Below are 24,722 nucleotides of genomic sequence, written 5' to 3'. Positions count from 1 at the left end.
ATGTTGTGGGGACAAGCCTGAAAAACTTACTTCTCGCTTTGCAGGTCTAGGCACACAATGTGTAAGTAAGCTCCGCATTGTTGCTATTCTTATGACTTTGTTAAGCTAGCCAGAATTATATCCAAAATTTGCTGGTGATTGTCCTTTCTGGAAACCTCGTCACGCTCCTGGCAAAGTGCTTCCTCCCCTTCTGATGCGAGAATTTTAATGCCACGCTCAGTACATTCTGCGAACGCACTAAACTGACTCGCACTGGGAATCTCTTGAAATGTCACATTGGGAAGAGCAACGAGTGATTCGGCAGGTGTCAGTGCGGGATGTAGCCGTTCAGAAAGCGTCACCACGGTGATGGTATTTTTCATCAAGGCCAGAGCTTCAGGGACAAAAGTTTTCGTTAGCTCAGGGTTGATAACGACAACCGATTTCAGTTTGTTTTCAGACTGAAATCGGGGGAATTTTTGATCCGGGATGTTGGTAATATCAACGTCATTTTCACGTAACCAATGACAGTCTACATTGGTTACGTTGTGACACGATGTTCGATATTTTTCCGGGCTTATTTGCGCTCCGGAGAGCATCAGCATAGATGTCCCGCCCAGAAAAAAGCCGACACCCTGCACTGCATCTGTATCTACGCCTCCGGACAGTATCCCGACCGAACTTAATTCGTTCAGCCCAAGCACCAAATCACTGGTTCTGAATGTGATTTCATCAACAGCCATTTCTGCATTGATTTCGTTTGGTGCAGGAGGCTTTGGTACAACAACGACATAACCTTGTTGCGCTAGGCTCGAGGCTATCCAACCACTGTGGGAAAATGCTGACCGTGTTCCGCCCTGCGACAAAAGCACAACGGGAAATTTTCCACTTGCTAAAGGGGCATCTAACTGCGTTTCGACTGGTTTAAAAATGTTACCCCTACCAAACGTGAAGTTGGTTTTTCCGTTCGTTGTGGGATACCAGTAGTAGACTTCTACAGGCTTGTCTCTGTCTTCACTGAATACCGTTTTGACTGTTAGCGCAGAATGGTATTTCGGCCCATTCATACTGGCGCTGACACTGACACACAATGTAGCGAGTAGAAACGACATTATTATTTTGGTTTTCATTTTTACCCCAGCCGATCAATACATTACTCTGCACGGCATCTGGAAAAATAACGCGCAGGAGATTCTCCATATATTTTGCGAAACATAGCAATAAAGTTACTCGGAGTCGAGTAACCCAAAGCAAGTGTCTGCTTTGAACTACGCCAGCAAGCTTTTGGACAAAAACGTGTCAGTGGCTTTCCTAAATTAGCAATTCATGGATAACTAAAGATTATGGAAAGTCGTTAATTTGGTGTCCTATATTGATAAGTGCAGATCAGTTTGCGTTCCCCAAAAAGCCCCACCCTGTATTAAGCATTGTGGGGCTTTTACTAACGGTGTTTAGGCTTAACCAAAGATCATAATAAACAGTGTATACAGACTCATTGCTGCCATCATGATGGTAATCAACCAACCAAACACCGACATCCATACCGGGTGTCTATAGTCTCCGACAATGGCAGATTTACGGGCAGCAATCAGCATAATGCTTAATGTGACGGGTAGAATAAAACCATTCAATGCACCCGCTACAATCAATAAAGTAACTGGCTTACCAATAAAGCAAAAAATAAGGCTCGACGCTAATATAAAGGCAATAATGAAACCTCGAGTGTTGCGAGCAATAAAAGGGTGAAGTGTTTTCAAAAATGATACAGAGGTATATGCCGCACCGATCACCGAGGTTATAGCAGCAGTCCAAAGTACTAAACCAAACAATTTGTAGCCAATGTTGCCTGCTGCATGCTGAAACATTGATGCTGGTGGGTTTTCAGGGTCAAGGATCACACCTGTACTTATGACCCCAAGTGCAGCAAGGAACAATACCACCCGAACGACAGATGCCAAGCTTATTGCAGAGATTGAGCCACGGTTAACCTGTGGCAACGCTTCTTGCCCTGTCACACCCGCATCGATCAATCGGTGTGCGCCCGCAAATGTGATGTAACCACCAACGGTACCACCAACCAAAGTAACAATAGCCAACACATTGAGCTTCTCAGGCCAAACAGAACGATACAGCGCCTCACCAACAGGTGGTGAGGTCGAAAACAAAACGTATAACGTCATCACTATCAGTGAAGCGCCCATCACGATGGTAAATCGGTCCATCTCTTTCGAGGCATCTTTTAATAAAAAGATACTGATCGCAATCACCGCACTAATCGCTGCGCCTGCTACTGGCGTGATCCCTGGAAATAAGACGTTCATTCCCATACCAGCACCGCCTAAGTTACCGATATTAAATGCCAGTCCCCCCAACGCAACAGTACCTGCAATGGCAAAACCTAAACCAGGTAACAGATCATTTGCAATGTCTTGAGCACGTTTTTTCGAGACTACAATTACCCGCCATATGTTTAGTTGAGCACCGATATCAAGAAAGATCGACACCAAAATAACAAAAGCAAAACTGGCGCCAAGTGTTTGAGTAAAGACGGTGGTTTGAGTAAGGAATCCTGGACCAACTGCAGAGGTCGCCATCAAAAAAGCAGCGCCCATGATCAATGACCAGTTAAAGCCCCCTTTAGCTGACGGCTTTGAGATCGAGTCGCTCGCCGGTTGCTGTATCACTTTGTCTGTAGACATGTATTACTCCTGTAATTGTTACTCTGCAGCGCCTATCCGAATGCTGCTTCTTCCATAATTTGATGAACATCACCCGACTAGAGTTTGTTCTTGTCTCCATTTTTTCCCGACATAGCCGTGAAAAAACTGCTGTTGAATCGAATGTTCCGCCTCTGCTTCATAGAGGTTTTTTTCAACAAACCGAATTTCAGCACCCGGTTGGCATTGTGCAAGTTGGCTCAGCCCTTTAGCTGTAACACAACCAATTTTCGGGTAACCGCCAATGGTTTGCCTGTCTCGTAGTAAGACAATCGGCTGCCCATCTGCAGGGATCTGGATCGCGCCAAGGGCGATCCCTTCCGAGATCAGGTTACGCTTTTGGCATTCGATGGCTTCACCAGATAATCGACACCCCATCCTATCCATTTGTGGTGTTAGGGTATAACTCGCATTGAAAAATCGCTGGCGTTGCTCTGGTGTAAATAGGTCATACTGATAACCGGGGATCACTTCCAGTGTCACTTGTTGGCTATATTGCGGAATAAACTGGGGCAGTACTTGCTTGGTCGCCATTGGTTGACTCACCGAGTACCGGATATAGTCCTTGGCATTCAGCTTTTCACCTACTCCTTGAAGGCCGCCTAGCTCATCCCGAATGACAGTCGCACAGCTATTGAGTGGTGTAGGCACCTTGAACCCACCTTGAACAGCAAGGTATGCCCGCATCCCAGAACGAGCTCCTCGCAGTGCTAATTGGTCGCCTTGACGAACCGGATAAGACTGCCAGAATGCAATAGGCTGGCCATTCAATGTGGCCGCCATATCCGCGCCCGTTAAAGCAATTGTGGTTTCGGCATAGAATTCACAGCTAAACTGCCCCATCGCAATCTCAATTTGTGCCGCATTACGGTCGTTACCTAACAGGCGATTACTCCATAAGAACGCATGTTCATCCATTGGCCCACCAGTACTCACCCCGATAGCCTGATGACCAAATCGACCAAGGTCTTGCAGTAGGCTCAACGGGCCAGCAGTTAAAATTCGTAGCGTCATGCCACCTCCCCATCCATCGCAATTTCTTCTGGCAGCAGCACCCCACCCATGTCTAGGAACGTCGCCCTATCAATAGGCGTAAATGAAACTTGTGCCCCCATTTCAAACACCGTTAGATTCTCACGTTGGTAATCAATCAAACTAATGGGGGTTCGACCAATAATTTGCCACCCCCCCGGAGACTGCTTCGGGTAAATAGCCGTTTGCCGATCTGCGATAGCCAAGCTTCCGGCTGGCACTTTCAAACGAGGCGTTTGTTTGCGGGGAATTTCTATCCGTTTATCCGTATTACCTAAATACGCAAAGCCCGGCGCAAAACCAATCGCGTAAACGCGGTATGTAGCAGATACATGGATATTAACGACGTCATCAAATGACAAGCCGGTATGACGGCAGATCTCTTGCGCATCCAGCGCAACTTCAGGCCCATAATAAACAGGTAGTTCAATACACCTTACCTGATTCGCAGATAGCGAAGCACGGCTACATTCAATCAGAACCTTCTGTAAGCGCAGGTTAAATTCGCGAATTCCGATGGTGATCAAGTCAAAGCTAATTAATATCGAGGTATATGAAGGTACGATATCAACCACATACAATCCTAACTGCTCACGGATGACAGGAATTGCTGCCGCGATCTGCTCAGCCGTTTCAGGACTGACCGAATCCGAAAAATACACCATCAACGTGTTTTCATTTACTGCAGAGATCTTCATTGGCGATTTAACCTCGCACTCAGAACTTGCGCCGTTGGCAACGATAATGCCCCATCACCATGAATGCATAAGGTATCGGCATGAATGGCAATTTTCTGTCCCGACAGCGAGATCACCGCTTGCTCTTCAATTAGCATTAAAGCCTGCTGCTCAATTTGCTCAATCGTCGTAAGGCTTGAGCCTGAAACAGAGCGCGGGGTAAGACGTCCGCTGTCGTCATAGGCTCTATCGACAAACGCTTCAAACCAAAGCTGAATACCGTAAGTTGCAGCTAAATCTTGATACCTCCGGTAATCCGGAACAGCCATAACAACCAACGGAAGATCAGAATTGTACTGATTAAGGGCAGAGAGCAGCGCGAGAAAAACGTCATCATCTTTCATCATCGCGTTATACAGTGCGCCATGAGGTTTAACATAACTAAGCACCACCGATTCACTCTGGCAAATAGCCTGTAGCGCACCCAGCTGATAAATAAAAAACGCGGCCAGCTCGTCTTTTTCCATAGCGATAAAACGACGGCCAAAGCCTTGCAGATCTGGATACCCCGGATGAGCGCCAATAATCACACCATGCTGCTTTGCTAGCTGCACTGTTTTCTTCATCACCACAGGATCTGACGCATGCATACCACAGGCGATATTAGCCATATCTAAAAAAGGCATCACTTGCTCATCGCAACCTAACCGCCAAAGACCAAAGCTCTCACCCATATCACAGTTAATTTTCATGACGTTCTCCTTGGTTTCGCCTTACAGGAATGCAAATTCGTTATTTAACCGATCGGTGATCAACATCTTGCCTGGAGCATGAGTAATACACAGAGGTGGCTTGCTGTTGCGCATTACGTTTTGCGGAGTAACACCACAAGCCCAAAATACGGGTACTTCCTGCGGGTTTATCGTTACCGGGTCACCATAATTTGGAATATTAATGTCTTCAATGCCAATAGCATCTGGCGTACCAAAATGAACCGGGGCACCGTGGGCTTTAGGGAAACGAGTGGTCACCTGTATTGCACGAATAGCATCAGCAGGTGTGAACGGGCGCATCGAGACCACCATGTTTCCATGAAATCGCCCTGCGGGCTGACAGGCAATATTAGTATCGTACATAGAGACATTACATTGCTGGTCAATGTTACGAACACTCAGGCCAGCCTGAAGCATCGCTTCTTCAAAAGAGAACGAGCAGCCCAAAACGAAAGTGACCAAATCATCACGCCAATGCTGAGTTAAATCCGGTGTCGCAAGTTCAAACTGACCATCGTAGAACACATGGTATTCAGGCACATCACTACTAATATCGATATCGAGGCCAATCTCAGCCAAATTTTTAGCACCGGGTTCGGTCATTCCTATCAATGGACAAGCAACTGGATTACGCTGGCAAAATAGCAAAAAATCATTCGCCCACTCAGCCGGCAATATCACAAGATTGGCTTGCAAATACCCCTTTGCTAAACCACTGGTCGAATCGGTGAATGCATTTTCACGAATACGTTGACGTAATGCAGGAAGAGGAAGTTGTGATACTGACGCTGTCATAATGTCATCCATTGGTAATTAATATGTTAACGCCAAATAACAATACTGCTTATTTAGATAATGTCTATTTGTGATTTTTTGCGTATATTGATAAAAATAATTTATATAGTCATAAATTCATGACTGCTGATACCTTAAAGGAATAAGAGAAGTGTCTGGGATGTTAAACTTAAAGCAGCTTGAAACTTTTGTCTGGATTGCCAACTTAGGTAGCTTTCGCCAAGCTGCTGAGCATTTATGTACAACCCAGCCCGCCATTTCAACCCGTATTACCAACCTAGAGCACACACTTAATACAACGCTGTTTAATCGAGAAAAAGGCGGCGTCACATTGACGGCAAAGGGACGAGAGTTACTCCCTTTGGCGGAAAATATCCTCAATAGTACAGCGCAACTTTGTTATAAAGCCGACGCAGCCAGCGCCCTCTCTGGATTACTCCGCATTGGTGTATCAGAAACACTGATACACACTTGGCTACCTGAATTTCTAACAAGTCTTAATGAAAAATACCCTGATGTTGAAATTGAGTTGATTGTTGATGCAACAGTGAACTTAAGCAAAGAACTGATGGCGCATAATATTGATATCGCCATTCTCCTTGGCCCCATTTCTGAGCCGTCAGTGATCAATAAAGTAATATGTGAGTATCCTCTCTATTGGGTTGCGAGCCCCTCACTTGGTTTAAATGGACCGGCAGAAACACATACCTTTACCCGCTGGCCGATTATCACCTATGCCAGAAATACAGTCCCGTTCCACGAAATAGACCGTCACTTCACAGCCCAAAAAGTCCATCCCGTCCGCTTCTATTCGGCAAGCTCATTATCTGCGAGTGTAAGGCTGGCAGAGAGTGGCGTCGGGGTCGCAACCCTCCCTAAAGAAGTGATCAAAGAGCAGCTTAAAGAGGGGCGACTATCAATCATCGAGACGAATTGGACACCACAGCCACTGACATTTACGGTGTCATACATTACAACCCCCAATAGCTTATTGATCGAAGAAATCGTCAAGCTCGCCTTTGAATGGCTTTGTTGAATCGCTATACTCAACAAATTCGCTATTATAGTAGGCCTATTGAAATAGGTTGGGCAGCCCAACTATTCCAATTATAACCAAGTGATCCGCATCAATCAGACTGGACAGTTAGCCAAGAAATCACAGCTTCAGAATTCTTTGCTGCGCGAATCAACTTCTTCTCGGATCAAACTAAAATTAGATTGTGTCGTATATAATTGACGCATTCTTCCTTAGAGTGGGTTGTTGCTATTGATGATGATTAAGGCCAAATGATTTGTTGGCATCACGTAATCTGTAGTTGGGCAAATTCAGCTAGCCCATGAACGCAACATTTTTGACGAGGCTGATAATGGGACAAAGGTGAGTTTGTCAAAGGAAGCTCAGGCATAGCCCTGGACTTAAGTGGGCATGTATTAGTCTCCTAACTAAGAACGTAGGCTTAGCCTTCAGGCTTTATATCAAAACTCGCAAAATAAAGCCTTAGATACCCACTACAACCCTAATTCACTTTCATTAATGGCTGCACTTACGCCTTTGCTGTGTATCGTAACTGATTTTTTTATCTACGTTCTTTAGTTGCACCCCTACCTTATTAAACGCCTTTTGGATAGTTGTTGAGACATGCTGGCGGCCTTCTCCAACTAAAAAGTTTGCTCTATCTTGATTCGTTTCGAATACGCAGACTATTTCTAAGCTTTGTGGAAAAGAAGAGAATTTGACCGTATGAGTCACCCAAAGAAAACCATCGTAGCCTTTTAACGTATCTTCACAGACTTCGGTTAACACGTCTCTAATTAGATTATCGACCTTCTTATCTGATTTGCGCATGAAGCAAACTTCCTATTTAACACTTTTAAAAAGGCTTCAGTATATATTGTCTTAAACGCTATTGGGCAGTGGAATATAGTCAACAGTCTGTTGACCATATTATTTTTATGAAGTTTTACTGTGTTCTAAACACATTTAGGGGCAGAAGTGCTTCATAGTGATTTTTGCAACAGGCTGTTGCAAAATTGGGGTTGGAGTTTGTCCAACAGCCTGTTGGACATTCGATGAAGCAGGCGATTTCCTAATTGTGCAGCAGCTTGCTGCACAAATAAATCTCATGTTGGTTTCATGCGCTCTAAACACGTCTTGGGGCAAAGGTGTGTTGCAGTTCTTAAATGGGGAAGTGTTTTTCCTCATATTCCTTAACCAATGCAGCTAGCCTTTCAAGTTTACAAATTAGTCTTATATTTGCTCTATCTAAAGGGATTGAGGTTACTTACCTTGGCGAGATTTTTTTAAAGTGCTCAATACCGTGTTGTATGCGACATTCAACACTTGTGCTGTTTCCCTAACTCCAGAGCTATTCATTGACATATCGACAATTTTTTCTTTTACATCTGGCTTGCGGGCTTCGTAAACTTAATCGAGTTGAAAGCCCTTTCGACATTCGATACACCTGAAACGAGGAAAGCCAGAATGCCCTTTTCCATGTTCACGGACGGGCTCTGTTTTATTACAGAAACGACATTGAACTTAGATAGTAGCCATGAGTTAAAAAACATCAGAAACCAGGTGGCTATATTAACATCTATCAACCAATTTGAGTCATGACCAATGAAAGGATAGTTAGGTTTTTATTGCGTAAATTATCGGTAAGAATAGTGCATATAACAGGCAATAAGCCAGGTGTGTAGAATTATTCTATTTTAGGGATTTCGCTCTAAATCTAAATGAATCTTTGCATTTCAATTTCAATAAAGCTTAGTTATTGATCATGTTTCTGAGTATGCGAATTATTATCAATTATGCATATAGTTACTCATTGTCTAGTTTGATTTGTGTAACGTCACTGCAGCACGTATTGAGCGTACTACGCTGATTGTCTGTGTTTTCGTGTTGACAGTTTGGTACTAGGTAAAATCAACAAGACTATGATTTCAAGGAACATTTTATGTTAAAGAAACTACTAAGTTGTTGTATCACCTCCGCGCTCTGTTTTCATTCTTCTCTCGCTTTTTCGCAACCCAATGAGATTGCGGACAGTGCAGAGTTACAACAAGCTCCCGACACATTGCCTGCCACTTTGATGCTTGCACCGGACGACATCGCCATTGCAGATCGCTACATAGTGGTATTTCAACAACCGCAAATGATGGCGAGCAACTCAACAGAATTCGAGCAATTCACGCAACAGTCTGTAGACCGCATGTCCGGTTTATATTCGATAAAAGTGGAGTCGGTTTTTGACCACTCGATAAGTGGATTTGTCGCTAACTTGAGCCCTGAGCAGCTACAAGATCTACGTTCTGATCCTCGTGTGGACTACATTGAGCAAGACAGAATCCTATCGCTTGACCCAATAGTCTCGGTAGATGCAAATCAAACCAATGCCATTTGGGGACTAGATCGAATCGACCAACGTAACTTGCCACTCGATAACAACTACAGTGCCAACTTTGATGGGACTGGTGTAACGGCTTATGTTATCGATACTGGTGTGAATAATGCACATGTTGAGTTCGGTGGTCGCTCAGTTTCAGGGTATGACTTTGTCGACAACGATGCAGATGCAAGTGACTGTAATGGACACGGGACACACGTTGCGGGCACCATTGGCGGCAGCTTGTATGGTGTTGCGAAAAACGTCAACCTTGTCGGCGTGAGAGTATTGAGCTGTACCGGATCGGGTTCTACGTCTGGTGTTATTGCCGGTGTGGACTGGGTGGCTGCGAACGCTTCCGGACCTTCAGTCGCCAACATGAGTTTAGGTGGCGGTCAATCTGTTGCTCTAGATAGCGCAGTGCAAAGTGCGGTTCAATCAGGTGTCAGCTTTATGCTAGCAGCAGGTAACTCCAACGCCGATGCATGTAACTACTCTCCAGCACGCGTAGCTACAGGAGTGACTGTCGGTTCGACCACAAGCACGGATGCACGTTCGAGTTTTTCAAACTGGGGCAGTTGTGTGGACGTGTTTGCGCCAGGCTCACAAATCAAATCTGCGTGGTATGACGGTGGTTACAAAACCATTAGTGGTACATCGATGGCGACGCCACATGTAGCGGGTGTAGCAGCACTGTATCTTCAAGAAAACAGTTCACTGTCTCCAAGCCAAGTAGAGGCCTTGATCGTTAGCCGCGCAACTAGCGGAAAGGTGACGGACAAAAGAGGCAGCGTGAACAAGCTACTTTATAGCTTAACGGATGCAGATTGTGGCCAAGACTGCGGTGGCCCAGATCCAACACCGGACCCAGAAGGCAAATTAACCTCGGGCGTGCCAGTAAGTGGTTTAAGTGGTTCAACTGGTCAAGTAGCGTATTACTATGTTGATGTCGAAGCTGGGCAGCGCTTAACCGTACAAATGTATGGTGGCAGTGGTGATGCAGACCTGTATCTCCGTTTTGGTGCAAAACCAGCACTGAACGCATGGGACTGCCGACCTTTCAAATACGGTAACAATGAAACATGTACGGTCAGCGCGACACAAAGTGGACGCTACCACGTCATGATTCAAGGTTACTCAAACTATAGCGGTGTCAGCATTCAAGCGAGCTACTAGTTATTATTTTCGTTATTGAAAGAGAACAAAGCCCACTTGTCGGTGGGCTTTGCTTTGGGAATACTGAGTTTAATAGGTGGCGTTCGATGCTATTCAAACGCACCGGCCTTTTTCTTCAAGAACTCAACTCGAAGCGGCATCGAAGCTTTCTATTAGTTAGTAGTTAGTACACCGCATAAGTCGGGTTCTCCAAGTCGTGTACATCAAATAGGATGCGAACTTAATCTCCTCGAGCTAACTCTTTCTCCATCATAAATCTTGGCATGATGGCAAACCCAAGATGATTCAAAACAAATTCTTTACTGTGACCGCGGTTCTCACTTGCAATTTTAGGCTGTGAGACAAACGCGTGACCTGACCTTGGCTGTTGATCATCGTGAACGATATAGTGGCTAATCCGAGAAGGTTGTATCCACTCAAAACTCAGACCCTATACTGCACATGTTGATGGGCTGGCAACGGTAACATTGGGTGAAATGGGCCTTGAACCACGCAAGATCATTATAAATGGGAACTATTAGGCAAAGAGACGATCAAACGAGCTAAATTGGAATGGGGTAAAAACGTTACAAACCATACCGACACGCCTCTGGATATAAATGTTCGAGTCCTTTTCTATTAAATCATTAATAACCAAGGATATTGCAAAGAGAGTTGTGGACAGTTAGCAGTATCAGTAGGCTTGTGCTAGCCAGGGCGCCTGACATTGGGAGAGCACTAAACATAAACCTTGGATTCTGCTACCGTAAAGTCCATATTTAATTTGAGAGAGATGGATAATGAACGACAGTTGGGCTAACTTCTTTCCGTACTTTGCTGGCGCTTTTAAGCTTATTGTACTAGGTATTGGAGCCTACTTAGCTATTAAATGGCATTTTGATGAAGAGCGAAGAGTAAGGGAGGCCGAAGGCGTGGTATTCGATAAACCAAGCTTCAAGAAAAAGTTCGTAATGATGCTAACCTTCCCATTCCTTCTAGGTCTTCTAGTCCTTCTCGTTATTTATGCAACTAACTGGTTTCTCTACTGACAGACTTTATTGATACGATCAATGTTTAAGCTCTCAACGGGTTTGGAGCAAAAAAGAGTCAGCCTAACGGTCTGGCTCTTTTGAATGAAAACACATGGTATCGTGGAATAACTAGGGAGGCTGTGGCAGATTACACTCACTTACTCCTTAGGCAGGTGACCAGTTTCCTTCGCAAGCTTTTGCATCGCCTCGGCAAACGTTGTTGTCCCGCCTTTAGCTTTCACCTGTATTACCTTATACCCCAACTTTTCCAACGCTTGGCGCTCTGCCAAAACAGCTTTGTCATCTTGCTGGCTACCTTGAGCTGGCTGATGAATGTAACATCCCTCTAATTTACCATCTTCGACCAATTGGTGGTGTTTCAGTGCATCGATATCAAAATTCATAATAAGTCTTTTCATTAAGAGTGGGAGTTTCTGTGGCTAGTTACATACGCTTCAAAGGCTTCACGACACTATCTAAGCCTTCAATTTTCAATGCTAAACACAGCTTGAGCAAATCCCCTAGCTCGCCAGTTGGCCAGCCCTTTTTATCGAACCACAATAGGTATTCTTCAGGTAGGTCGATTAACACTCGCCCTGCATATTTTCCAAATGGCATTTGCACTCTAGCGAGTTTAATGAGGTTTTCTTTTTCTAACATAAGTGACAAAGATTTGAGGTAACTCGTCCAAGAATATCACTGCCGCCCTCTCCTCACCAGCAAATCGCACTCACGTTTATTTTGGCGGCTTTGACTCGCTTTGTGCTAGAGTACGCGGCATAAAAAATGAGAACGAGAAAGCAATGAAGTCACCTTGTCGAGCAGCATGTAAAAATAACGCCGGAATATGCTCTGGTTGTCACCGAACGATGGATGAAATCATCCAATGGAAAGACAAAACCGATCTCCAACGAGATACGATTATCGAACAAATCGCAGGGAAAGATTCAACGCACAATTGTCCTGAGTGCGGGACTCAAGCCCATTGTGATATCGCCGCAGGCAAAGAGACATGCTGGTGCTTTACTATTGAAACTCGTGATTTACCCAAGCCAAGCGCCAACCAGCTGTGTTTGTGCCGTAAATGTCTAGAAAAAAAGCCAGTCGCATAATACGACTGGCTTACTGTTCTGCGTTTTCTGACTGGTGTTTATTTAGCGGTTAAAGCGGGTGCTTCAAACTTAATACCATCCCACCCTGTTACCATAAAATTACGAATATTCTGGTGATCGCTGTTCTCTGGATGCTGCAATACATCTTCACGATAAAAACGGCCAAAGCAGGCTAGCGTCGCTTCTTTGTCTAGGTTATTTAGCAAGCCGAAAGCGAAGATCTTACACGAACCGTTGTTCTCACCCGCGTTGTTTTGCGTCTCACCATTAACAAAAGCGGTTGGCTCAAACGTATAGTTTTCTTCGATCACCGCCATCGTTGCTTCAAATTCGACCTGCTCTGGTGAAGCTGCCAACAAATCTAAAAACGATTTTAATTCCATTATTCCTCTATCCCTACTTCATCATTTTGATGACACATTAGTTTCATAAAAAGCCAATATAAGAGTCATCAATCATACATATATTCAGAGCCTTACCAAATCACACGTCATTCAGCGTTCCATCATTCCAATTGCGGAAATGGACAGAAGCATAAACCCCATGCTGATTGACAACGTATCGGATTGATAAGGAGATATCATGATCACCCCTTTAAAGGCAATCGGTGCACTCGCATTGTCATCACTTGCCATCGCGTGTTCATCACAACCCGAAGATACCGTGGCTTCATTCGCTACACAATGCAAACCTACCACTGCGCCCGTTGCTGGGGAAACTTCAATTCAAGGGTTAACGTTTATCGGGACATCCGTTGCTGATGCCCCATTCGACACATCGGCAGCTGAAATCGTCAGTTATGACGCCTGTACGGATAAGCTCTATGTGATCAATGCTGAAGCAAAACGTGTCGATGTACTTTCTATGGATGACAACGGCGTACCAACGCAAACCGCATTCATTGATCTCAACAGCGCTGGCGAAGCAGCTGGCGTTGAAATTGGCGCTGCAAACAGTGTCGCTGTATTCAATGGTTTGGTCGCGGTTGCGATTGAAAGCAGTAATAAACAAGCGAATGGTATTGTTGGTTTGTACCGCTCCGACGATTTGTCATTAGTCACGACGTTCCCAACAGGCGCATTGCCAGACATGGTGGGCTTCTCGAAAGATAGCCGATACATCGCAACCGCTAATGAGGGCGAACCAAACAGCGATTACAGCGTCGATCCTGAAGGTAGCGTCACTTTGATCGATCTGAACCTTGGCGTTACTCAAGCAGAAGTGACACAAATTGGCTTTAATGAGTTTGATGGTTCACGAAAAGCAGAGCTCCCAATGAATGTGCGTATTTCGGGGCCAAACGCCACTATCGCTCAAGATCTAGAGCCTGAATACCTCACTTTTGCAGATAACGGTAAAATCTATGTCGCGCTACAAGAAAATAACGCCATGGCAATCGTCAATCCAGTGAGCAAATCGGTAGAAAAAATTGTTGGCTTAGGTGAGAAGTCTTGGTCGGACGCTAAACTCGATGCATCTAACAAAGACAAAATTATTGGAAACTTGAAAAGCTACCCACAACTGGTTGGCTTATTTATGCCTGACACCATCGACAGCTACTCAGTGAATGGGAGTACTTACATCGTATCCGCAAATGAAGGCGACGGGCGTGAGTACGGATTCAAAACCACTCAAGAACTGTGCGACAAAGCTGGCTTTATGTGGGATGAAGACGATTACCTTGGTACAGATGAATACACATCTGAGCAAGGGAGCTGTTTAAGCCATATTGATGAAGTGCGCGGTAAGAAGCTGAAAGTAGCAGCAGAACACCCATTGGCAGAGGCACTAAAAGACAACAAACAACTCGCGCGTTTAAAAGTGATTAAGCCGGCACAAACGCTTTCTGCACAAGATAAGGTTCAAGCATTTGGCGCACGTTCATTCTCGATTTGGGATGAAAACGGCAAGTTGGTGTTCGATAGTGGTGACGATTTCGCGACCATCGCGCTGCTGAATGAAGGTAAAAACTTCAACAGTACCAACGATAACAATCACAGTGGCGATGACCGAAGTGATGATAAAGGCATTGAGCCAGAGGCGATTGAAGTAGCACAAATTAACGGTCGTCATTACGCGTTTATCGGCTTGGAGCGTCAAGGCGGGATCATGATTTATGACATTACCGATCCGAAACAAGCGCAGTTCCTACATTACGTAAACCGTCGTGATTACAATCAGCCAGTGTGTACAGAAGTCGAAGATGGTGAATGCGCGAACGGCACATACAATCCAAAAGCAGGCGATTTAGGCCCAGAATCCATCAATTACTTTACCCGTAGTGGTGGTCATTTTATCGCTGTTGGCAATGAGGTATCGGGCACGACATCCGTCTTCCGAATCAATCTATAAAGTAATGTAAAAGTCATTTAGAACCAAAACGCCCGACGTAAGCCGGGCGTTTTTTGTATGAGGTAATGTCCTACTCTGCCGATGCTAGCGCGTCACATTTTGATGCGCAGATAAAATCGTTCTTATGCAGACCTTTGATCGAGTGACTCCACCAAGTTACGGTGACCTTACCCCACTCCAACAAAATAGAAGGATGGTGGAACTCATCTTCTGCCAGTTCCGCGATTTTGTTACTGAAAGCCCATGCTTGTTTGAAGTTCTTAAATTTATACACCTTTTCTAGTTGAGGTATGTCTTCTCTTTCAATGATCTGCCAATCAGACAATTGCAGCAGCAGAGATTGTTGTTCTTCTTTGCTTAGTGCAATGGCATCGATACTACAAGCTTCGCATTTTTGTTCATTCAACATGAGCAGGTTCCTTTGGTTCAAAAAGTGGAGGAAGCAGTCCGGCTTCAATCGCTAGATCGGCTTGTTTCAATAAATTTAACTGACTGATTTTAAAGAGCTGAGAAAAGTCATCAATCACGTAGTACTTCGGTTGCATGATGTCGATACGATAAGGCGTTCTCAGCACAGTTTGTAATTCAAATGGGTCGCGAATTGCTACATCACTCTCTAATGCGTAGAGGGTTTCGCCAGGAGATGAGAGAATACCACCACCGTAAATTTTGGTTTTGTCCCCTTCTTTCACCAAGCCAAACTCTACGGTAAACCAGTAGAGGCGAGCGAGATAGGCTCTTTGTTTTGGGGTAGCGGCTTGCCCTAGTTGACCATAATGTTCGGTAAATGCAGCAAAATCTGGGTTGGTTAACATCGCACAATGACCAAATATTTCATGGAAGAAATCCGGCTCTTGCAAGTAATCGAACTCTTCTCTGGTACGCAAGAATGTGGCGACGGGAAAGCGCTTATTACCGAGCAGATTAAAAAAACGGTCGAAGTCAATAAGCGCAGGAACGGGCTCCACTTGCCAACCTGTTGTCTCCATCAGGACACGATTAATTTCTGGCAATTGAGGAACGCGGTCTTGAGGTAAATCAAGCAGCGTTAAACCGTGTAAATAAGCCTTACAAGCTCTGTTTTGGATCACACCCATTTGTCGTGTTACCAAATCTCGCCAAATGGCGTCTTCTTCACGGCTCCATTCAACCCTGCCTTCCTGGTTTACGGGTTTAGAACGATACTGAGTCATGGCACATCTCCATTAACAAATCCTTTACATTAAGCCTATCTGCAGTCTTAAGAGCTTCCAATCCCTACACGATTTTCTCAGTATCGATTCGATGTAACATATTGTTTACAACACGACGTAACTGCATGATTTTTATGACACGATATAATATCTAGCTTGTTTGACTTTATCGTGTATTCCTCTCACACTAAAATCTGTTACCACTTTGTTATAGAGGGACCTATGCGCGAGAGCAGCAAAGTATGGCAACCGAGCGAAAGTCGTATCGAAGAAGCCAACATCACACAGTTTATTGAACACATTAATCGACAAGGAAATACCATTGAAAACTTCGCCGAACTGCATCAATGGTCGCTCGATCATGTGGAAAAATTTTGGCAAGAAGTCTGGTTATTCTGCGACGTCATTGGTACTCAAGGAGAGACCGTAAAGGAGCAAGCAGAAAGTCGCTGGCAGCAACCCGTCGAAAATAGGGACATGAAATGGTTCCCTAACGCACAAATTAACTACGCAGAAAACTTGCTAACCTACGCGTGCCACCAACCCGATGATCTCGCGATTTGGTTTGAAAATGAACGTGAAGAAAAGCAAACCTACACATGGAAACAATTGTGTGAAGAAGTTTCGAGTGTCCAGCAATGGTTGAAAGAATGTGGAATCAAGCAAGGTGATGTCGTCGCTGGCTATTTGCCTCACTTACCTCAAACGGTGATAGCCATGTTAGCAACCACTAGTTTAGGGGCAACCTGGACTTCTACCTCACCTGATTTTGGCGTTGAAAGCGTTTTGGAGCGCTTTGGTCAAGTGAAACCTAAAATCCTGTTTACTTGTGATGGCTATACATTCAATGGCAAAACTTTCGATATGTCTGAGAAAAACCAGCATATTGCGGATCATCTTGATGGTCTTAAACAGGTTTGCCAAATTAGCTACCTGAAACCACACATTTTTGAATGCGACGTCTGCACTCAAGATTGGCAAAACGTCCTGAATCAATACACACCTGAAGCGCTGACTTTTACTCGTGTTAATTTTAACGATCCGCTATTTGTGCTCTATTCTTCAGGCACGACAGGCAAACCGAAATGCATCGTTCATTCCGTCGGCGGAACAGTGCTTAACCATTTGAAAGAGCATCAACTGCATTGCGACATCCAACCGAACGACAGAGTGTTTTATTACACGACCTGTGGCTGGATGATGTGGAACTGGCACGTTTCTTCACTCGCGAGCGGCGCATGTTTAGTAATTTTTGATGGTAGCCCTGTTTATCCCACTCATAACGTGCTTTGGGACCTCGCTGAACAAGCCGAAGTGACGCTGTTTGGAACTTCGGCGAAATACCTAGAGGCATTGGAAAAAGTTTCTTTTTCTCCGCCGAAAAGTGATGAATTTCCAAGTCTGAAAACCATTTGCTCAACGGGCTCAGTTCTGTATCCAGAACAGTTTGATTATGTCTATCAGCACATTAAAGAAGATGTCCACCTCGCATCGATCTCAGGCGGGACAGACATTTGTGGCTGCTTTGTGTTAGGCAACCCTATTTCTCCCGTTTATCGAGGAGAGTGCCAATCAGCGGGATTAGGGGTCGATGTCAGAGTCTTTAACCCACAAGGTAATAGCGTAATTGGAGAGCGCGGTGAGTTGGTTTGTGCCAATTCATTGCCCAACTTCCCCGCTGGCTTTTGGAACGACACCGGGGAAAGATACCATCGTGCTTATTGGGATAAGTTCGACAATATTTGGCACCACGGCGACGATGTTGAACAAACCAGCGTTGGTGGATACGTGTTTTATGGTCGAAGTGATACCACGTTGAATCCCGGTGGCGTAAGAATCGGCACGGCCGAAATCTATCAGCAAGTGAACAGTATAGACGGTATTCTAGATTCCATCGCAGTAGGAAAAGAAGTCGATCGCAACGAAAAAATATGGCTGTTTGTCCAATTAATGAAAGGGATAGAGCTCAACGACGAGATGATCGCCTCCATCAAAGCACAGCTAAAATCTGCATGTTCTCCAAGACATGTACCTAGTGCAATTTACGCAATAAGCGATATACCTAAGACCCGTTCGGGAAAACTGGTTGAGTTAGCCGTTAAGCAAGTCGTTAACAACCGGAGTGTAGAAAATTTAGGCGCAATAGCCAATCCTGAAGTATTGGAGGAGATCCGCAGGATAGTCGCCCCAAAATAACCTCAAAACACTTGGTTGTTACAGAACCACTTTGCGTACACCCGCAGCGACAGGTTGAAGAACAAGTGAGGTTAACTTGGGTACATACCCTCAACCGATAAGAAAAAAGCGAGCTAGGTAGCTCGCTTTTATCATGTAGTGTTCTTTATTCAGTCTTAACGGCGACCAAGCCCCATTAATACCGACATCGTTTTACCGTCAGATGTAATGTCAAAAACGTGTTGCGATTCAACCTCAGTAAAACCTGCATCTTTCAAAGCACGTTTAGACTTCGCAAGGGTAAAACCGTCTTGTTCAGATTCTGCAATCCAATCAAAATGAACAAAGTAACCGCCGTGGTTAAGTAAAGAATGCGAGATTTTTAATGACGCATCTAAGTCTTCCACAAACGCTAAAACTGACGATGCAACTACTAGGTCAAACTGTCCACGAAACGCTGGATGCTGAGCGACCAAGCCGCGAGACAATGCATCTACGACAGGTTCTACATTGGCAAGCTCTTTTTTATCGAGTTCTTCAATCATGGCTTCCGATGCGTCTAATGCTACGATGTCTTTAACCATCGGTGACAATCGTTGACTTAACTGCCCGGTTCCGCATCCAAAATCTAGTACTTTAATGCCATCAAGCTGAGTTAGCTGTTGTAACTGCTCAAACACCGACTGCGCAAATTGCTCTGTTGCTGGATTTGATTCCCAGTTTTTTGCTAAGCCGTCCCAATCTTGTGCCATCGTGGCCTCCATGTTCACTTTTTGTAACCCACATAGATTACCGCAAAACCGTTAAAAGACCATAGACTTATCTGGCGGATTCGCGTTTTTTTCGATAATCTTTCACGGCTTTGGGAGCATATCTGCATAATACCCAAATTATTTGAATTCATTTATTGGTTGTGTCAAATCATGAACTTAACTCAAGTAGAAGCCTTCTGCACCATCGCTGAGTGTGGTTCTGTTTCTGAAGCAGCAAGGCAACTCGATTGTAATCGCACCAAACTCAGTATGTCGATTAAGGCTTTAGAGAAAGATCTCAACGTTGAGTTGTTTACCCGAACTGGCAACCAGCTCACTCTCTCTGAAGCTGGGAAAGCCATTTACAAAGATTGCGAACACCTACTTATCATCGCACAGCGGATAAGAAAAACCTGTGCTCAAATCTCAGAAGGTTTTAACGCGGAAGTTTGGGTTGCACGTGACGACTCCTTACCTGATGATCTCTGGCAAGAGCTTTCGCATACATTGAATAACCGCTTCCCTTCCACAACCTTCAACTTAATCCTGGCATCCAGTGGCGACTTGGCCAACTTAGTCAGTACCCACCAAGTGGATTTTGCTTTCGGCGTTGATTATGAGCGCGTCGACGATCCTCGTATCGTATATAACCCGCTAGGCAAGATACGTATGATGTCTGTATGCAGTGCAGAACACCGCCTAAGTAAGATGCGCCGAGTCTCAGACGAAGATCTGCGCAGCCAGATGCAAGCGTTGATGGTTTACCTAAATGAGAAAGACAACCCTGAACTGCAGCCTTTCTCGACTCGATACATTGGCTTTTCGAGTTTTGACTACATGCTCAACACCATCTTAGAAGAAGACGCTTGGGGTGTACTGCCAGAACCATTAATCCGCCATTACCTTCGCCAGCAAAAGCTCGCCGTTATCAAGCATACATACGGATTGACACAAGAAGACTACTGTATGTTTTCACCTAACGGTCAAACTGAGCACCCAGCAATGACATGGTTAGCGGATAAATTGAGCGAGTATTTATTTGACTTCTAAACATTTTATCAGTGAGCGCCAATTTTATTGGCACCAAGATCATACAGCAACTCATTGTTTTATAAGAGTATAAACAAAAACGCAACTTTTTAGATTAGAACCTGCTCACTTAGTGGTTGCCTAAATTACCTTATGCGAGAAGAATAGTAAGGTATTAAAATTTAAAGGCATCTTTTATGTGTGACAGGACAAGCAAAAACGAAAACCGTATTCTAACCATTTCAGCCCTTTTAGCATCTGGGTTCGCTGCTGGTGGTATGGTACTTGGCTTGCTTGTAGGATCAATTGTCATCGTTTTTGACGGTGTTTACTCTTTGGTCAGCTTACTGTTAACTTTATTGTCACTGGCCGCTTCCTACTATATTAACAAGCCCTCAAAATCTGTATTCCCATTTGGAAAAGCGGTCTTAGAGCCAATCGTTATTGCGATAAAAGCGGCTGTTATTTTAGTGGTTGTAAGCTTTTCTCTTTACTCTGCAATTTCAGCATTGATGTCCGGAGGCCGTGAAGTCGATGCTTCTATTGCCACTCTATTCGGCATCGTAAACGTCATCGGTTGTGGTTACGCTTGGTGGTTTATGGCTAAACGCAGCCGTCGCTTCTCATCAGGCTTGATTGAAGCAGAGAAAAAACAGTGGCAGATGGATACGCTATTAAGTGTAGCGGTGACGGTAGGATTTGTTGCTGCTTGGGCTGTATCACTAACGCCATTCGCTGAATATGCGGTTTATGCCGATCCTATGATGATGGTGCTAATGGGCTTCTACTTTCTGAAAGTTCCTTTTGATATGTTGGTTGGTGCACTACGTGAGCTACTAATGATGACACCAAGCAAAGAGCTATGTCAGGTCGTTGGCAATGATGTACTAGAGATAGAAAAAACATCTGACCACCAGCTAAAGTTAGCAGGTATCACTAAAGTGGGCCAAGAGCTTCGCATTAACATCGATTTGCACGTCGATGAAGACACCATTGCATTGGATAAGTTGGAACAAACTCGTACTCAGTTAACAAAACGTCTGTCGAAGCACAGATTTAAACTGCAACTCCATTTAAACGTCGCAAACTGTTAGAACACGAAAGAAAAAGCTCCCGACCGAGGGAGCTTTTTTCTTTCTGTCATTTGAGCATACAGCGCAAAGATAAAACCAGATAATTTTGTTTTAACCTGCTGCTTCACGCTTCTCCTTGGTGACAACCCAACAAAGCAAAGAGCCCACCGTAACCATCACAACCCCCTGCCAAAAACTCGGACTCAACGTCACACCAAGAATAATGGAAGAAAATAGCGCAGAGAAAATGGGCGTAAAGTAAGAAAGTGTCGCGAGAAAGACCATGTTTCCGCCAACAATCGCGATGTTCCACAAACCATAACCACCAGCCATCAACGCCGCAGAAGCAAAAAGGTAGCCCATTGCTTCCCATGAAAAAGTCATCTCTGGCTCATCAGCAAACGCATATTTCACCCATAGCGAAACAGCAGTAGCAATGAAAAACAACGTAATCGCATTATGTTTAGATTGCTGCCTTTGGGTTAAATTACAATAAAAGGCCCATATAACTGCTCCTGCGAAAGCCATAAAGTAAACCAAAGGGTTACTACTGACATTGGACATAATCTGAGTAACGGATAAGCCATTCTCACCACTCACCGTCCACGCGACTCCAATAAACGCCAGCGCAACCGCTGGATAAAGCAGCAAGTTTGTTTTTTTGTTACTGCCTAAAACCGCAAACAAAACGGTGAGTGCTGGCCAAAGGTAATTGACAATCGACACTTCAATAGCCTGCGCACGCGAGTTGGAATATCCCAGAGATAAAGCGAGAAATATTTCATAGCAAACGAACATCGCGCCACCAAGCATGAGATACTTTGGAGAAAAGTACGATAACTTCGGAATGCCAACTACGATAAGAAGGAAAATAGAACTGAGAGAGTACAACATGGCCGCCCCGCCCACGGGACCTAGGCTCTCGGTAACCAACCTGGCAATGCCAAGTAAGCAACTCCAAGAGAGGATGGCAATACAACCATAAAGTGTGAAACGAAATTGCACTGATTTCATGTGACCTACCACTCACGAATGCCAAAGGAAACATCAGCTTAACTCAAAAATGATCAGGTTCAACGTACTGTTTTATAAAAATCAGTATAAAAATCACTCCATTACGCAGTTGGAGTCGATATGAAACATTTTCTGCCCTCGAGTGTTATGCTTACACCTTTTGTTGTGCGCTACTATGATGAAGAAGACGACGATAGCGAAATCGCCGAAACTGATTCGAGCACTCAGCATCTAAAAGAAACAGAGCAACAAACGGAAACCTCAGACTAAAGGAATTCTCAAATGAAAAAAGTCGCAGTTATCTTCAGTGGTTCAGGTGTTTACGATGGCACAGAACTACATGAAGCCGTATTAGCACTCCATGCCATTGAAAAAGAAGGTGCATCATGGCATTGCTTTGCTCCTAACATCGATCAATTACACGTGATTAATCATCTAACTGGCGAAGAGATGGACGAAACACGAAATGTTTTGGTGGAATCTGCACGCCTTGCACGTGGCAATATTGATGATGTTGCAAGATTAAACCCAGATGAGTTTGATGCCCTACTCTTACCTGGCGGTTTTGGTGCCGCTAAAAACCTCACTGACTTCGCTGTATCAGGAGCTGAGTGCTCGATTAATACACACGTAGCTCAAGCATGTCGCGCATTCGCTCATGCGAAAAAGCCAGCAGGTTATCTGTGTATTTCACCTGTCATTATTCCGATGATTTATGATCAAGGCGTGAAAGGCACCGTAGGCAACGATGAAGCGATCTCGATAGCATTTAATCAAATGGGCGGTGAGCACATCACTTGCTCTGTCGAGGATATCGTTTTTGATGAAACACACCTCGTTCTATCAACCCCAGCTTATATGTTGGCAGAGAATATCTCTCAAGCAGCATCAGGTATCGAAAAGTTAGTATCAAAGCTGATTGATATTGCCTAATTATTGATAGATAACTTATAAACCTACCTCCCATCCCCATTGATAGTTAAGTTATTAATGGGGATTTTTTATACTTTAGTCTAATTTAGAGATATATCCGTATTAGATATCAATTTTTGCCAATCGATTGCGTCACTGGTTTCATATTTGTTCTACTTTATATCTGTGTTGCACCTATACGCTGTGCAACAAGATCACTGTCACAGTTTTTCTCTTGCAAATACCCCTAAATAGGTAAACTTGCTTCAGATCAACTTCAATCTGGAAACGAGTGTGCGACAGTAAATGGCAAATTAAGAAAGATTATTAAAAATAACGACGGAGCTATCCAATATGACAAGTGCATTTTTTATCCCTACGGTAAACCTAATGGGCGCTGGTTGTTTAAAAGACGCAGCAGACAGCATCCAATCTCAAGGCTTTAAAAAAGGTTTGATCGTTACGGATAAGATCCTTAACCAAATCGGTGTAGTCAAACAAGTTCAAGACCTTCTCACTGAACGCGACGTAGCAACCGTTGTGTACGATGGCACTCAACCAAACCCTACTATCACCAACGTTAATGATGGCTTAGCTTTACTAAAAGAAAACGAATGTGACTTCGTTATCTCACTCGGAGGCGGCTCACCGCACGATTGTGCAAAAGGTATCGCTTTAGTGGCGTCAAACGGCGGCAAGATCGGCGATTACGAAGGCGTTGACCAATCCGCAAAACCAATGCTGCCTCTCGTATCAATCAACACAACGGCTGGTACTGCTTCTGAAATGACGCGTTTCTGCATCATCACAGATGAAGAGCGCCACATTAAGATGGCGATTGTGGACAAACACACAACACCATTGATGTCAGTGAATGATCCTGAATTGATGCTTGCTAAACCTGCGTCTCTTACTGCCGCAACAGGTATGGATGCGCTAACACACGCGATTGAAGCTTACGTATCTATCGCTGCGACACCAATCACTGACGCGGTAGCAATCAAAGCAATTGAACTGATTCAAGCTCACCTTCGCACAGCAGTGAAAAACGGTGAAAACCTTGAAGCTCGCGAGCAAATGGCATACGCACAGTTCATGGCAGGTATGGCATTCAACAACGCATCTCTTGGTTACGTTCACGCAATGGCGCACCAACTAGGCGGCTTCTACGACCTGCCACACGGTGTATGTAACGCAATTCTTCTACCTCACGTACAACGTTACAATGCGCAAGTATGTCCAGAGCGTTTACGTGATGTTGCTAAAGCAATGGGTGTTGATGTTGAAGGTATGTCAGCAGAGCAAGGTGCTGCGGCGGCCATTGATGCTATCGTTGAGCTCGCTAAAGATGTCGGCATCCCATCAGGCATTAAAGAACTTGGTGCGAAGCTAGAAGACATCCCAACCCTAGCGGACAACGCGCTAAAAGACGCTTGTGGTTTCACTAACCCGAAACAAGCAACGCACGAAGAGATCTCTAAGATCTTCGAAGAAGCGATGTAGGCTCGCTAAGTAAACAGTTCTCTAGTCTTAATTCAATCCCCGATCTCGTATTGGGGATTTTT

25 protein-coding genes and 1 pseudogene are annotated in these 24,722 nt (G+C 44.5%); 11 read left to right on the top strand and 15 right to left on the bottom strand.

Annotation, left to right across the window (positions count from 1 at the left end; genetic code table 11):
• Nucleotides 1-89 precede the first annotated feature (89 nt).
• From ACWYVB_RS06895 to ACWYVB_RS06870, 6 genes are all read right to left on the bottom strand, one after another.
• Complete coding sequence (locus ACWYVB_RS06895) at nucleotides 90-1,091, bottom strand: alpha/beta hydrolase family protein (protein ID WP_457528459.1); 1,002 nt, start codon at nucleotides 1,089-1,091, stop codon at nucleotides 90-92.
• Nucleotides 1,092-1,436: 345 nt separating this feature from the next.
• On the bottom strand, nucleotides 1,437-2,678 hold the full coding sequence (locus ACWYVB_RS06890) for an NRAMP family divalent metal transporter (RefSeq protein ID WP_182035733.1): 1,242 nt from the start codon (nucleotides 2,676-2,678) through the stop codon (nucleotides 1,437-1,439).
• A 69-nt stretch (nucleotides 2,679-2,747) separates the two neighbouring features.
• A complete protein-coding gene (locus ACWYVB_RS06885) occupies nucleotides 2,748-3,710 on the bottom strand; it encodes a 5-oxoprolinase subunit C family protein (protein ID WP_225492070.1) in 963 nt (320 codons plus the stop codon).
• A complete protein-coding gene (gene pxpB, locus ACWYVB_RS06880; RefSeq protein ID WP_182035735.1) occupies nucleotides 3,707-4,426 on the bottom strand; it encodes a 5-oxoprolinase subunit PxpB in 720 nt (239 codons plus the stop codon). The genes ACWYVB_RS06885 and pxpB overlap by 4 nt, the downstream gene beginning before the upstream one ends.
• Nucleotides 4,423-5,157: a 5-oxoprolinase subunit PxpA gene (locus tag ACWYVB_RS06875; protein WP_225492071.1), complete on the bottom strand. Its 735-nt coding sequence runs from the start codon at nucleotides 5,155-5,157 to the stop codon at nucleotides 4,423-4,425. The genes pxpB and ACWYVB_RS06875 overlap by 4 nt, the downstream gene beginning before the upstream one ends.
• Nucleotides 5,158-5,178: 21 nt before the next feature.
• Nucleotides 5,179-5,973, bottom strand: coding sequence for a putative hydro-lyase (locus ACWYVB_RS06870; protein ID WP_406707489.1), 795 nt, complete (start codon nucleotides 5,971-5,973; stop codon nucleotides 5,179-5,181).
• A gap of 160 nt (nucleotides 5,974-6,133) precedes the next feature.
• Here ACWYVB_RS06870 and ACWYVB_RS06865 point away from each other — a divergent pair, with 160 nt between their 5' ends.
• Nucleotides 6,134-7,009 carry a LysR family transcriptional regulator gene (locus tag ACWYVB_RS06865; protein ID WP_225492093.1) on the top strand — a complete coding sequence of 292 codons (876 nt, stop codon included), beginning with the start codon at nucleotides 6,134-6,136 and terminating at the stop codon, nucleotides 7,007-7,009.
• 495 nt (nucleotides 7,010-7,504) lie between these two features.
• Here the strand turns inward: ACWYVB_RS06865 and ACWYVB_RS06860 are convergent, their stop codons facing one another.
• Nucleotides 7,505-7,819 carry a Fis family transcriptional regulator gene (locus ACWYVB_RS06860; protein ID WP_225492073.1) on the bottom strand — a complete coding sequence of 105 codons (315 nt, stop codon included), beginning with the start codon at nucleotides 7,817-7,819 and terminating at the stop codon, nucleotides 7,505-7,507.
• A 340-nt stretch (nucleotides 7,820-8,159) separates the two neighbouring features.
• Nucleotides 8,160-8,509: pseudogene (locus ACWYVB_RS06855) on the bottom strand (IS1-like element transposase); the annotation flags it as partial.
• 421 nt (nucleotides 8,510-8,930) lie between these two features.
• Here ACWYVB_RS06855 and ACWYVB_RS06850 point away from each other — a divergent pair.
• Both ACWYVB_RS06850 and ACWYVB_RS06845 read left to right on the top strand, forming a co-directional pair.
• Nucleotides 8,931-10,535: a S8 family peptidase gene (locus ACWYVB_RS06850; protein WP_457528455.1), complete on the top strand. Its 1,605-nt coding sequence runs from the start codon at nucleotides 8,931-8,933 to the stop codon at nucleotides 10,533-10,535.
• Nucleotides 10,536-11,314: 779 nt separating this feature from the next.
• On the top strand, nucleotides 11,315-11,563 hold the full coding sequence (locus ACWYVB_RS06845) for a hypothetical protein (protein ID WP_012842472.1): 249 nt from the start codon (nucleotides 11,315-11,317) through the stop codon (nucleotides 11,561-11,563).
• Between the two features lie 140 nt (nucleotides 11,564-11,703).
• Here ACWYVB_RS06845 and ACWYVB_RS06840 read toward each other — a convergent pair whose 3' ends face one another.
• On the bottom strand, nucleotides 11,704-11,949 hold the full coding sequence (locus ACWYVB_RS06840; RefSeq protein ID WP_017821096.1) for a hypothetical protein: 246 nt from the start codon (nucleotides 11,947-11,949) through the stop codon (nucleotides 11,704-11,706).
• A 40-nt stretch (nucleotides 11,950-11,989) separates the two neighbouring features.
• The gene (locus ACWYVB_RS06835; protein WP_104972767.1) at nucleotides 11,990-12,205 is read right to left on the bottom strand and encodes a DUF3820 family protein; all 216 of its coding nucleotides are present in this window, start codon (nucleotides 12,203-12,205) and stop codon (nucleotides 11,990-11,992) included.
• A 143-nt stretch (nucleotides 12,206-12,348) separates the two neighbouring features.
• On the opposite strand from ACWYVB_RS06835, the gene ACWYVB_RS06830 reads away from it, so the two are divergent.
• Nucleotides 12,349-12,657, top strand: a complete 309-nt coding sequence (locus ACWYVB_RS06830) for a cysteine-rich CWC family protein (protein ID WP_080955956.1) — start codon at nucleotides 12,349-12,351, stop codon at nucleotides 12,655-12,657.
• Between the two features lie 38 nt (nucleotides 12,658-12,695).
• Here ACWYVB_RS06830 and ACWYVB_RS06825 read toward each other — a convergent pair whose 3' ends face one another.
• Nucleotides 12,696-13,040, bottom strand: coding sequence for a HopJ type III effector protein (locus tag ACWYVB_RS06825; protein ID WP_046873686.1), 345 nt, complete (start codon nucleotides 13,038-13,040; stop codon nucleotides 12,696-12,698).
• Nucleotides 13,041-13,239: 199 nt separating this feature from the next.
• On the opposite strand from ACWYVB_RS06825, the gene ACWYVB_RS06820 reads away from it, so the two are divergent.
• Nucleotides 13,240-15,009, top strand: a complete 1,770-nt coding sequence (locus ACWYVB_RS06820; RefSeq protein ID WP_457528452.1) for a choice-of-anchor I family protein — start codon at nucleotides 13,240-13,242, stop codon at nucleotides 15,007-15,009.
• 70 nt (nucleotides 15,010-15,079) lie between these two features.
• On the opposite strand, the gene ACWYVB_RS06815 is transcribed toward ACWYVB_RS06820, so the two are convergent.
• Complete coding sequence (locus ACWYVB_RS06815) at nucleotides 15,080-15,418, bottom strand: 4a-hydroxytetrahydrobiopterin dehydratase (RefSeq protein WP_005375563.1); 339 nt, start codon at nucleotides 15,416-15,418, stop codon at nucleotides 15,080-15,082.
• Nucleotides 15,408-16,202 carry a phenylalanine 4-monooxygenase gene (gene phhA, locus ACWYVB_RS06810; protein WP_005391119.1) on the bottom strand — a complete coding sequence of 265 codons (795 nt, stop codon included), beginning with the start codon at nucleotides 16,200-16,202 and terminating at the stop codon, nucleotides 15,408-15,410. Before phhA ends, ACWYVB_RS06815 begins: the two co-directional genes overlap by 11 nt.
• A gap of 222 nt (nucleotides 16,203-16,424) precedes the next feature.
• On the opposite strand from phhA, the gene ACWYVB_RS06805 reads away from it, so the two are divergent.
• Nucleotides 16,425-18,398: an acetoacetate--CoA ligase gene (locus tag ACWYVB_RS06805; RefSeq protein ID WP_457528450.1), complete on the top strand. Its 1,974-nt coding sequence runs from the start codon at nucleotides 16,425-16,427 to the stop codon at nucleotides 18,396-18,398.
• A 155-nt stretch (nucleotides 18,399-18,553) separates the two neighbouring features.
• On the opposite strand, the gene ACWYVB_RS06800 is transcribed toward ACWYVB_RS06805, so the two are convergent.
• Nucleotides 18,554-19,129 carry a class I SAM-dependent DNA methyltransferase gene (locus tag ACWYVB_RS06800; protein WP_006742039.1) on the bottom strand — a complete coding sequence of 192 codons (576 nt, stop codon included), beginning with the start codon at nucleotides 19,127-19,129 and terminating at the stop codon, nucleotides 18,554-18,556.
• Nucleotides 19,130-19,300: 171 nt separating this feature from the next.
• Between ACWYVB_RS06800 and ACWYVB_RS06795 the strand changes: the two genes are divergently transcribed.
• A complete protein-coding gene (locus ACWYVB_RS06795; RefSeq protein WP_006742040.1) occupies nucleotides 19,301-20,179 on the top strand; it encodes a LysR family transcriptional regulator in 879 nt (292 codons plus the stop codon).
• Nucleotides 20,180-20,355: 176 nt separating this feature from the next.
• Nucleotides 20,356-21,252 carry a cation diffusion facilitator family transporter gene (locus tag ACWYVB_RS06790; protein ID WP_457528448.1) on the top strand — a complete coding sequence of 299 codons (897 nt, stop codon included), beginning with the start codon at nucleotides 20,356-20,358 and terminating at the stop codon, nucleotides 21,250-21,252.
• Between the two features lie 90 nt (nucleotides 21,253-21,342).
• Here the strand turns inward: ACWYVB_RS06790 and yddG are convergent, their stop codons facing one another.
• The gene (gene yddG / locus ACWYVB_RS06785; protein WP_457528446.1) at nucleotides 21,343-22,245 is read right to left on the bottom strand and encodes an aromatic amino acid DMT transporter YddG; all 903 of its coding nucleotides are present in this window, start codon (nucleotides 22,243-22,245) and stop codon (nucleotides 21,343-21,345) included.
• A gap of 120 nt (nucleotides 22,246-22,365) precedes the next feature.
• Here yddG and ACWYVB_RS06780 point away from each other — a divergent pair, with 120 nt between their 5' ends.
• From ACWYVB_RS06780 to yiaY, 3 genes are all read left to right on the top strand, one after another.
• Nucleotides 22,366-22,515, top strand: coding sequence for a hypothetical protein (locus ACWYVB_RS06780; protein WP_006742043.1), 150 nt, complete (start codon nucleotides 22,366-22,368; stop codon nucleotides 22,513-22,515).
• 12 nt (nucleotides 22,516-22,527) lie between these two features.
• Complete coding sequence (gene elbB / locus ACWYVB_RS06775) at nucleotides 22,528-23,178, top strand: isoprenoid biosynthesis glyoxalase ElbB (protein ID WP_046873691.1); 651 nt, start codon at nucleotides 22,528-22,530, stop codon at nucleotides 23,176-23,178.
• A gap of 333 nt (nucleotides 23,179-23,511) precedes the next feature.
• On the top strand, nucleotides 23,512-24,660 hold the full coding sequence (gene yiaY / locus ACWYVB_RS06770; RefSeq protein WP_005391135.1) for an L-threonine dehydrogenase: 1,149 nt from the start codon (nucleotides 23,512-23,514) through the stop codon (nucleotides 24,658-24,660).
• Nucleotides 24,661-24,722 lie beyond the last annotated feature (62 nt).

The sequence above is a fragment of the Vibrio sp. JZG10 genome (genome assembly GCF_054064075.1).
Note: the sequence above shows the minus strand (reverse complement) of the source record. Positions and strands in the feature narration are given on the sequence as shown.

Coding starts and splice junctions, on each gene's coding strand:
- ACWYVB_RS06805 (WP_457528450.1), top strand. CDS start 16,425: ATGCGCGAGAGCAGCAAAGTATGGCAACCGAGCGAAAGTCGTATCGAA.
- yiaY (WP_005391135.1), top strand. CDS start 23,512: ATGACAAGTGCATTTTTTATCCCTACGGTAAACCTAATGGGCGCTGGT.
- ACWYVB_RS06790 (WP_457528448.1), top strand. CDS start 20,356: ATGTGTGACAGGACAAGCAAAAACGAAAACCGTATTCTAACCATTTCA.
- ACWYVB_RS06850 (WP_457528455.1), top strand. CDS start 8,931: ATGTTAAAGAAACTACTAAGTTGTTGTATCACCTCCGCGCTCTGTTTT.
- ACWYVB_RS06885 (WP_225492070.1), bottom strand. CDS start 3,710: ATGACGCTACGAATTTTAACTGCTGGCCCGTTGAGCCTACTGCAAGAC.
- phhA (WP_005391119.1), bottom strand. CDS start 16,202: ATGACTCAGTATCGTTCTAAACCCGTAAACCAGGAAGGCAGGGTTGAA.
- ACWYVB_RS06895 (WP_457528459.1), bottom strand. CDS start 1,091: ATGTCGTTTCTACTCGCTACATTGTGTGTCAGTGTCAGCGCCAGTATG.
- ACWYVB_RS06825 (WP_046873686.1), bottom strand. CDS start 13,040: ATGGAATTAAAATCGTTTTTAGATTTGTTGGCAGCTTCACCAGAGCAG.
- yddG (WP_457528446.1), bottom strand. CDS start 22,245: ATGAAATCAGTGCAATTTCGTTTCACACTTTATGGTTGTATTGCCATC.
- ACWYVB_RS06800 (WP_006742039.1), bottom strand. CDS start 19,129: ATGGCACAAGATTGGGACGGCTTAGCAAAAAACTGGGAATCAAATCCA.
- ACWYVB_RS06815 (WP_005375563.1), bottom strand. CDS start 15,418: ATGTTGAATGAACAAAAATGCGAAGCTTGTAGTATCGATGCCATTGCA.
- ACWYVB_RS06830 (WP_080955956.1), top strand. CDS start 12,349: ATGAAGTCACCTTGTCGAGCAGCATGTAAAAATAACGCCGGAATATGC.
- ACWYVB_RS06795 (WP_006742040.1), top strand. CDS start 19,301: ATGAACTTAACTCAAGTAGAAGCCTTCTGCACCATCGCTGAGTGTGGT.
- ACWYVB_RS06860 (WP_225492073.1), bottom strand. CDS start 7,819: ATGCGCAAATCAGATAAGAAGGTCGATAATCTAATTAGAGACGTGTTA.
- ACWYVB_RS06820 (WP_457528452.1), top strand. CDS start 13,240: ATGATCACCCCTTTAAAGGCAATCGGTGCACTCGCATTGTCATCACTT.
- ACWYVB_RS06780 (WP_006742043.1), top strand. CDS start 22,366: ATGAAACATTTTCTGCCCTCGAGTGTTATGCTTACACCTTTTGTTGTG.
- ACWYVB_RS06890 (WP_182035733.1), bottom strand. CDS start 2,678: ATGTCTACAGACAAAGTGATACAGCAACCGGCGAGCGACTCGATCTCA.
- ACWYVB_RS06835 (WP_104972767.1), bottom strand. CDS start 12,205: ATGTTAGAAAAAGAAAACCTCATTAAACTCGCTAGAGTGCAAATGCCA.
- ACWYVB_RS06870 (WP_406707489.1), bottom strand. CDS start 5,973: ATGACAGCGTCAGTATCACAACTTCCTCTTCCTGCATTACGTCAACGT.
- pxpB (WP_182035735.1), bottom strand. CDS start 4,426: ATGAAGATCTCTGCAGTAAATGAAAACACGTTGATGGTGTATTTTTCG.
- ACWYVB_RS06875 (WP_225492071.1), bottom strand. CDS start 5,157: ATGAAAATTAACTGTGATATGGGTGAGAGCTTTGGTCTTTGGCGGTTA.
- elbB (WP_046873691.1), top strand. CDS start 22,528: ATGAAAAAAGTCGCAGTTATCTTCAGTGGTTCAGGTGTTTACGATGGC.
- ACWYVB_RS06840 (WP_017821096.1), bottom strand. CDS start 11,949: ATGAATTTTGATATCGATGCACTGAAACACCACCAATTGGTCGAAGAT.
- ACWYVB_RS06865 (WP_225492093.1), top strand. CDS start 6,134: ATGTTAAACTTAAAGCAGCTTGAAACTTTTGTCTGGATTGCCAACTTA.
- ACWYVB_RS06845 (WP_012842472.1), top strand. CDS start 11,315: ATGAACGACAGTTGGGCTAACTTCTTTCCGTACTTTGCTGGCGCTTTT.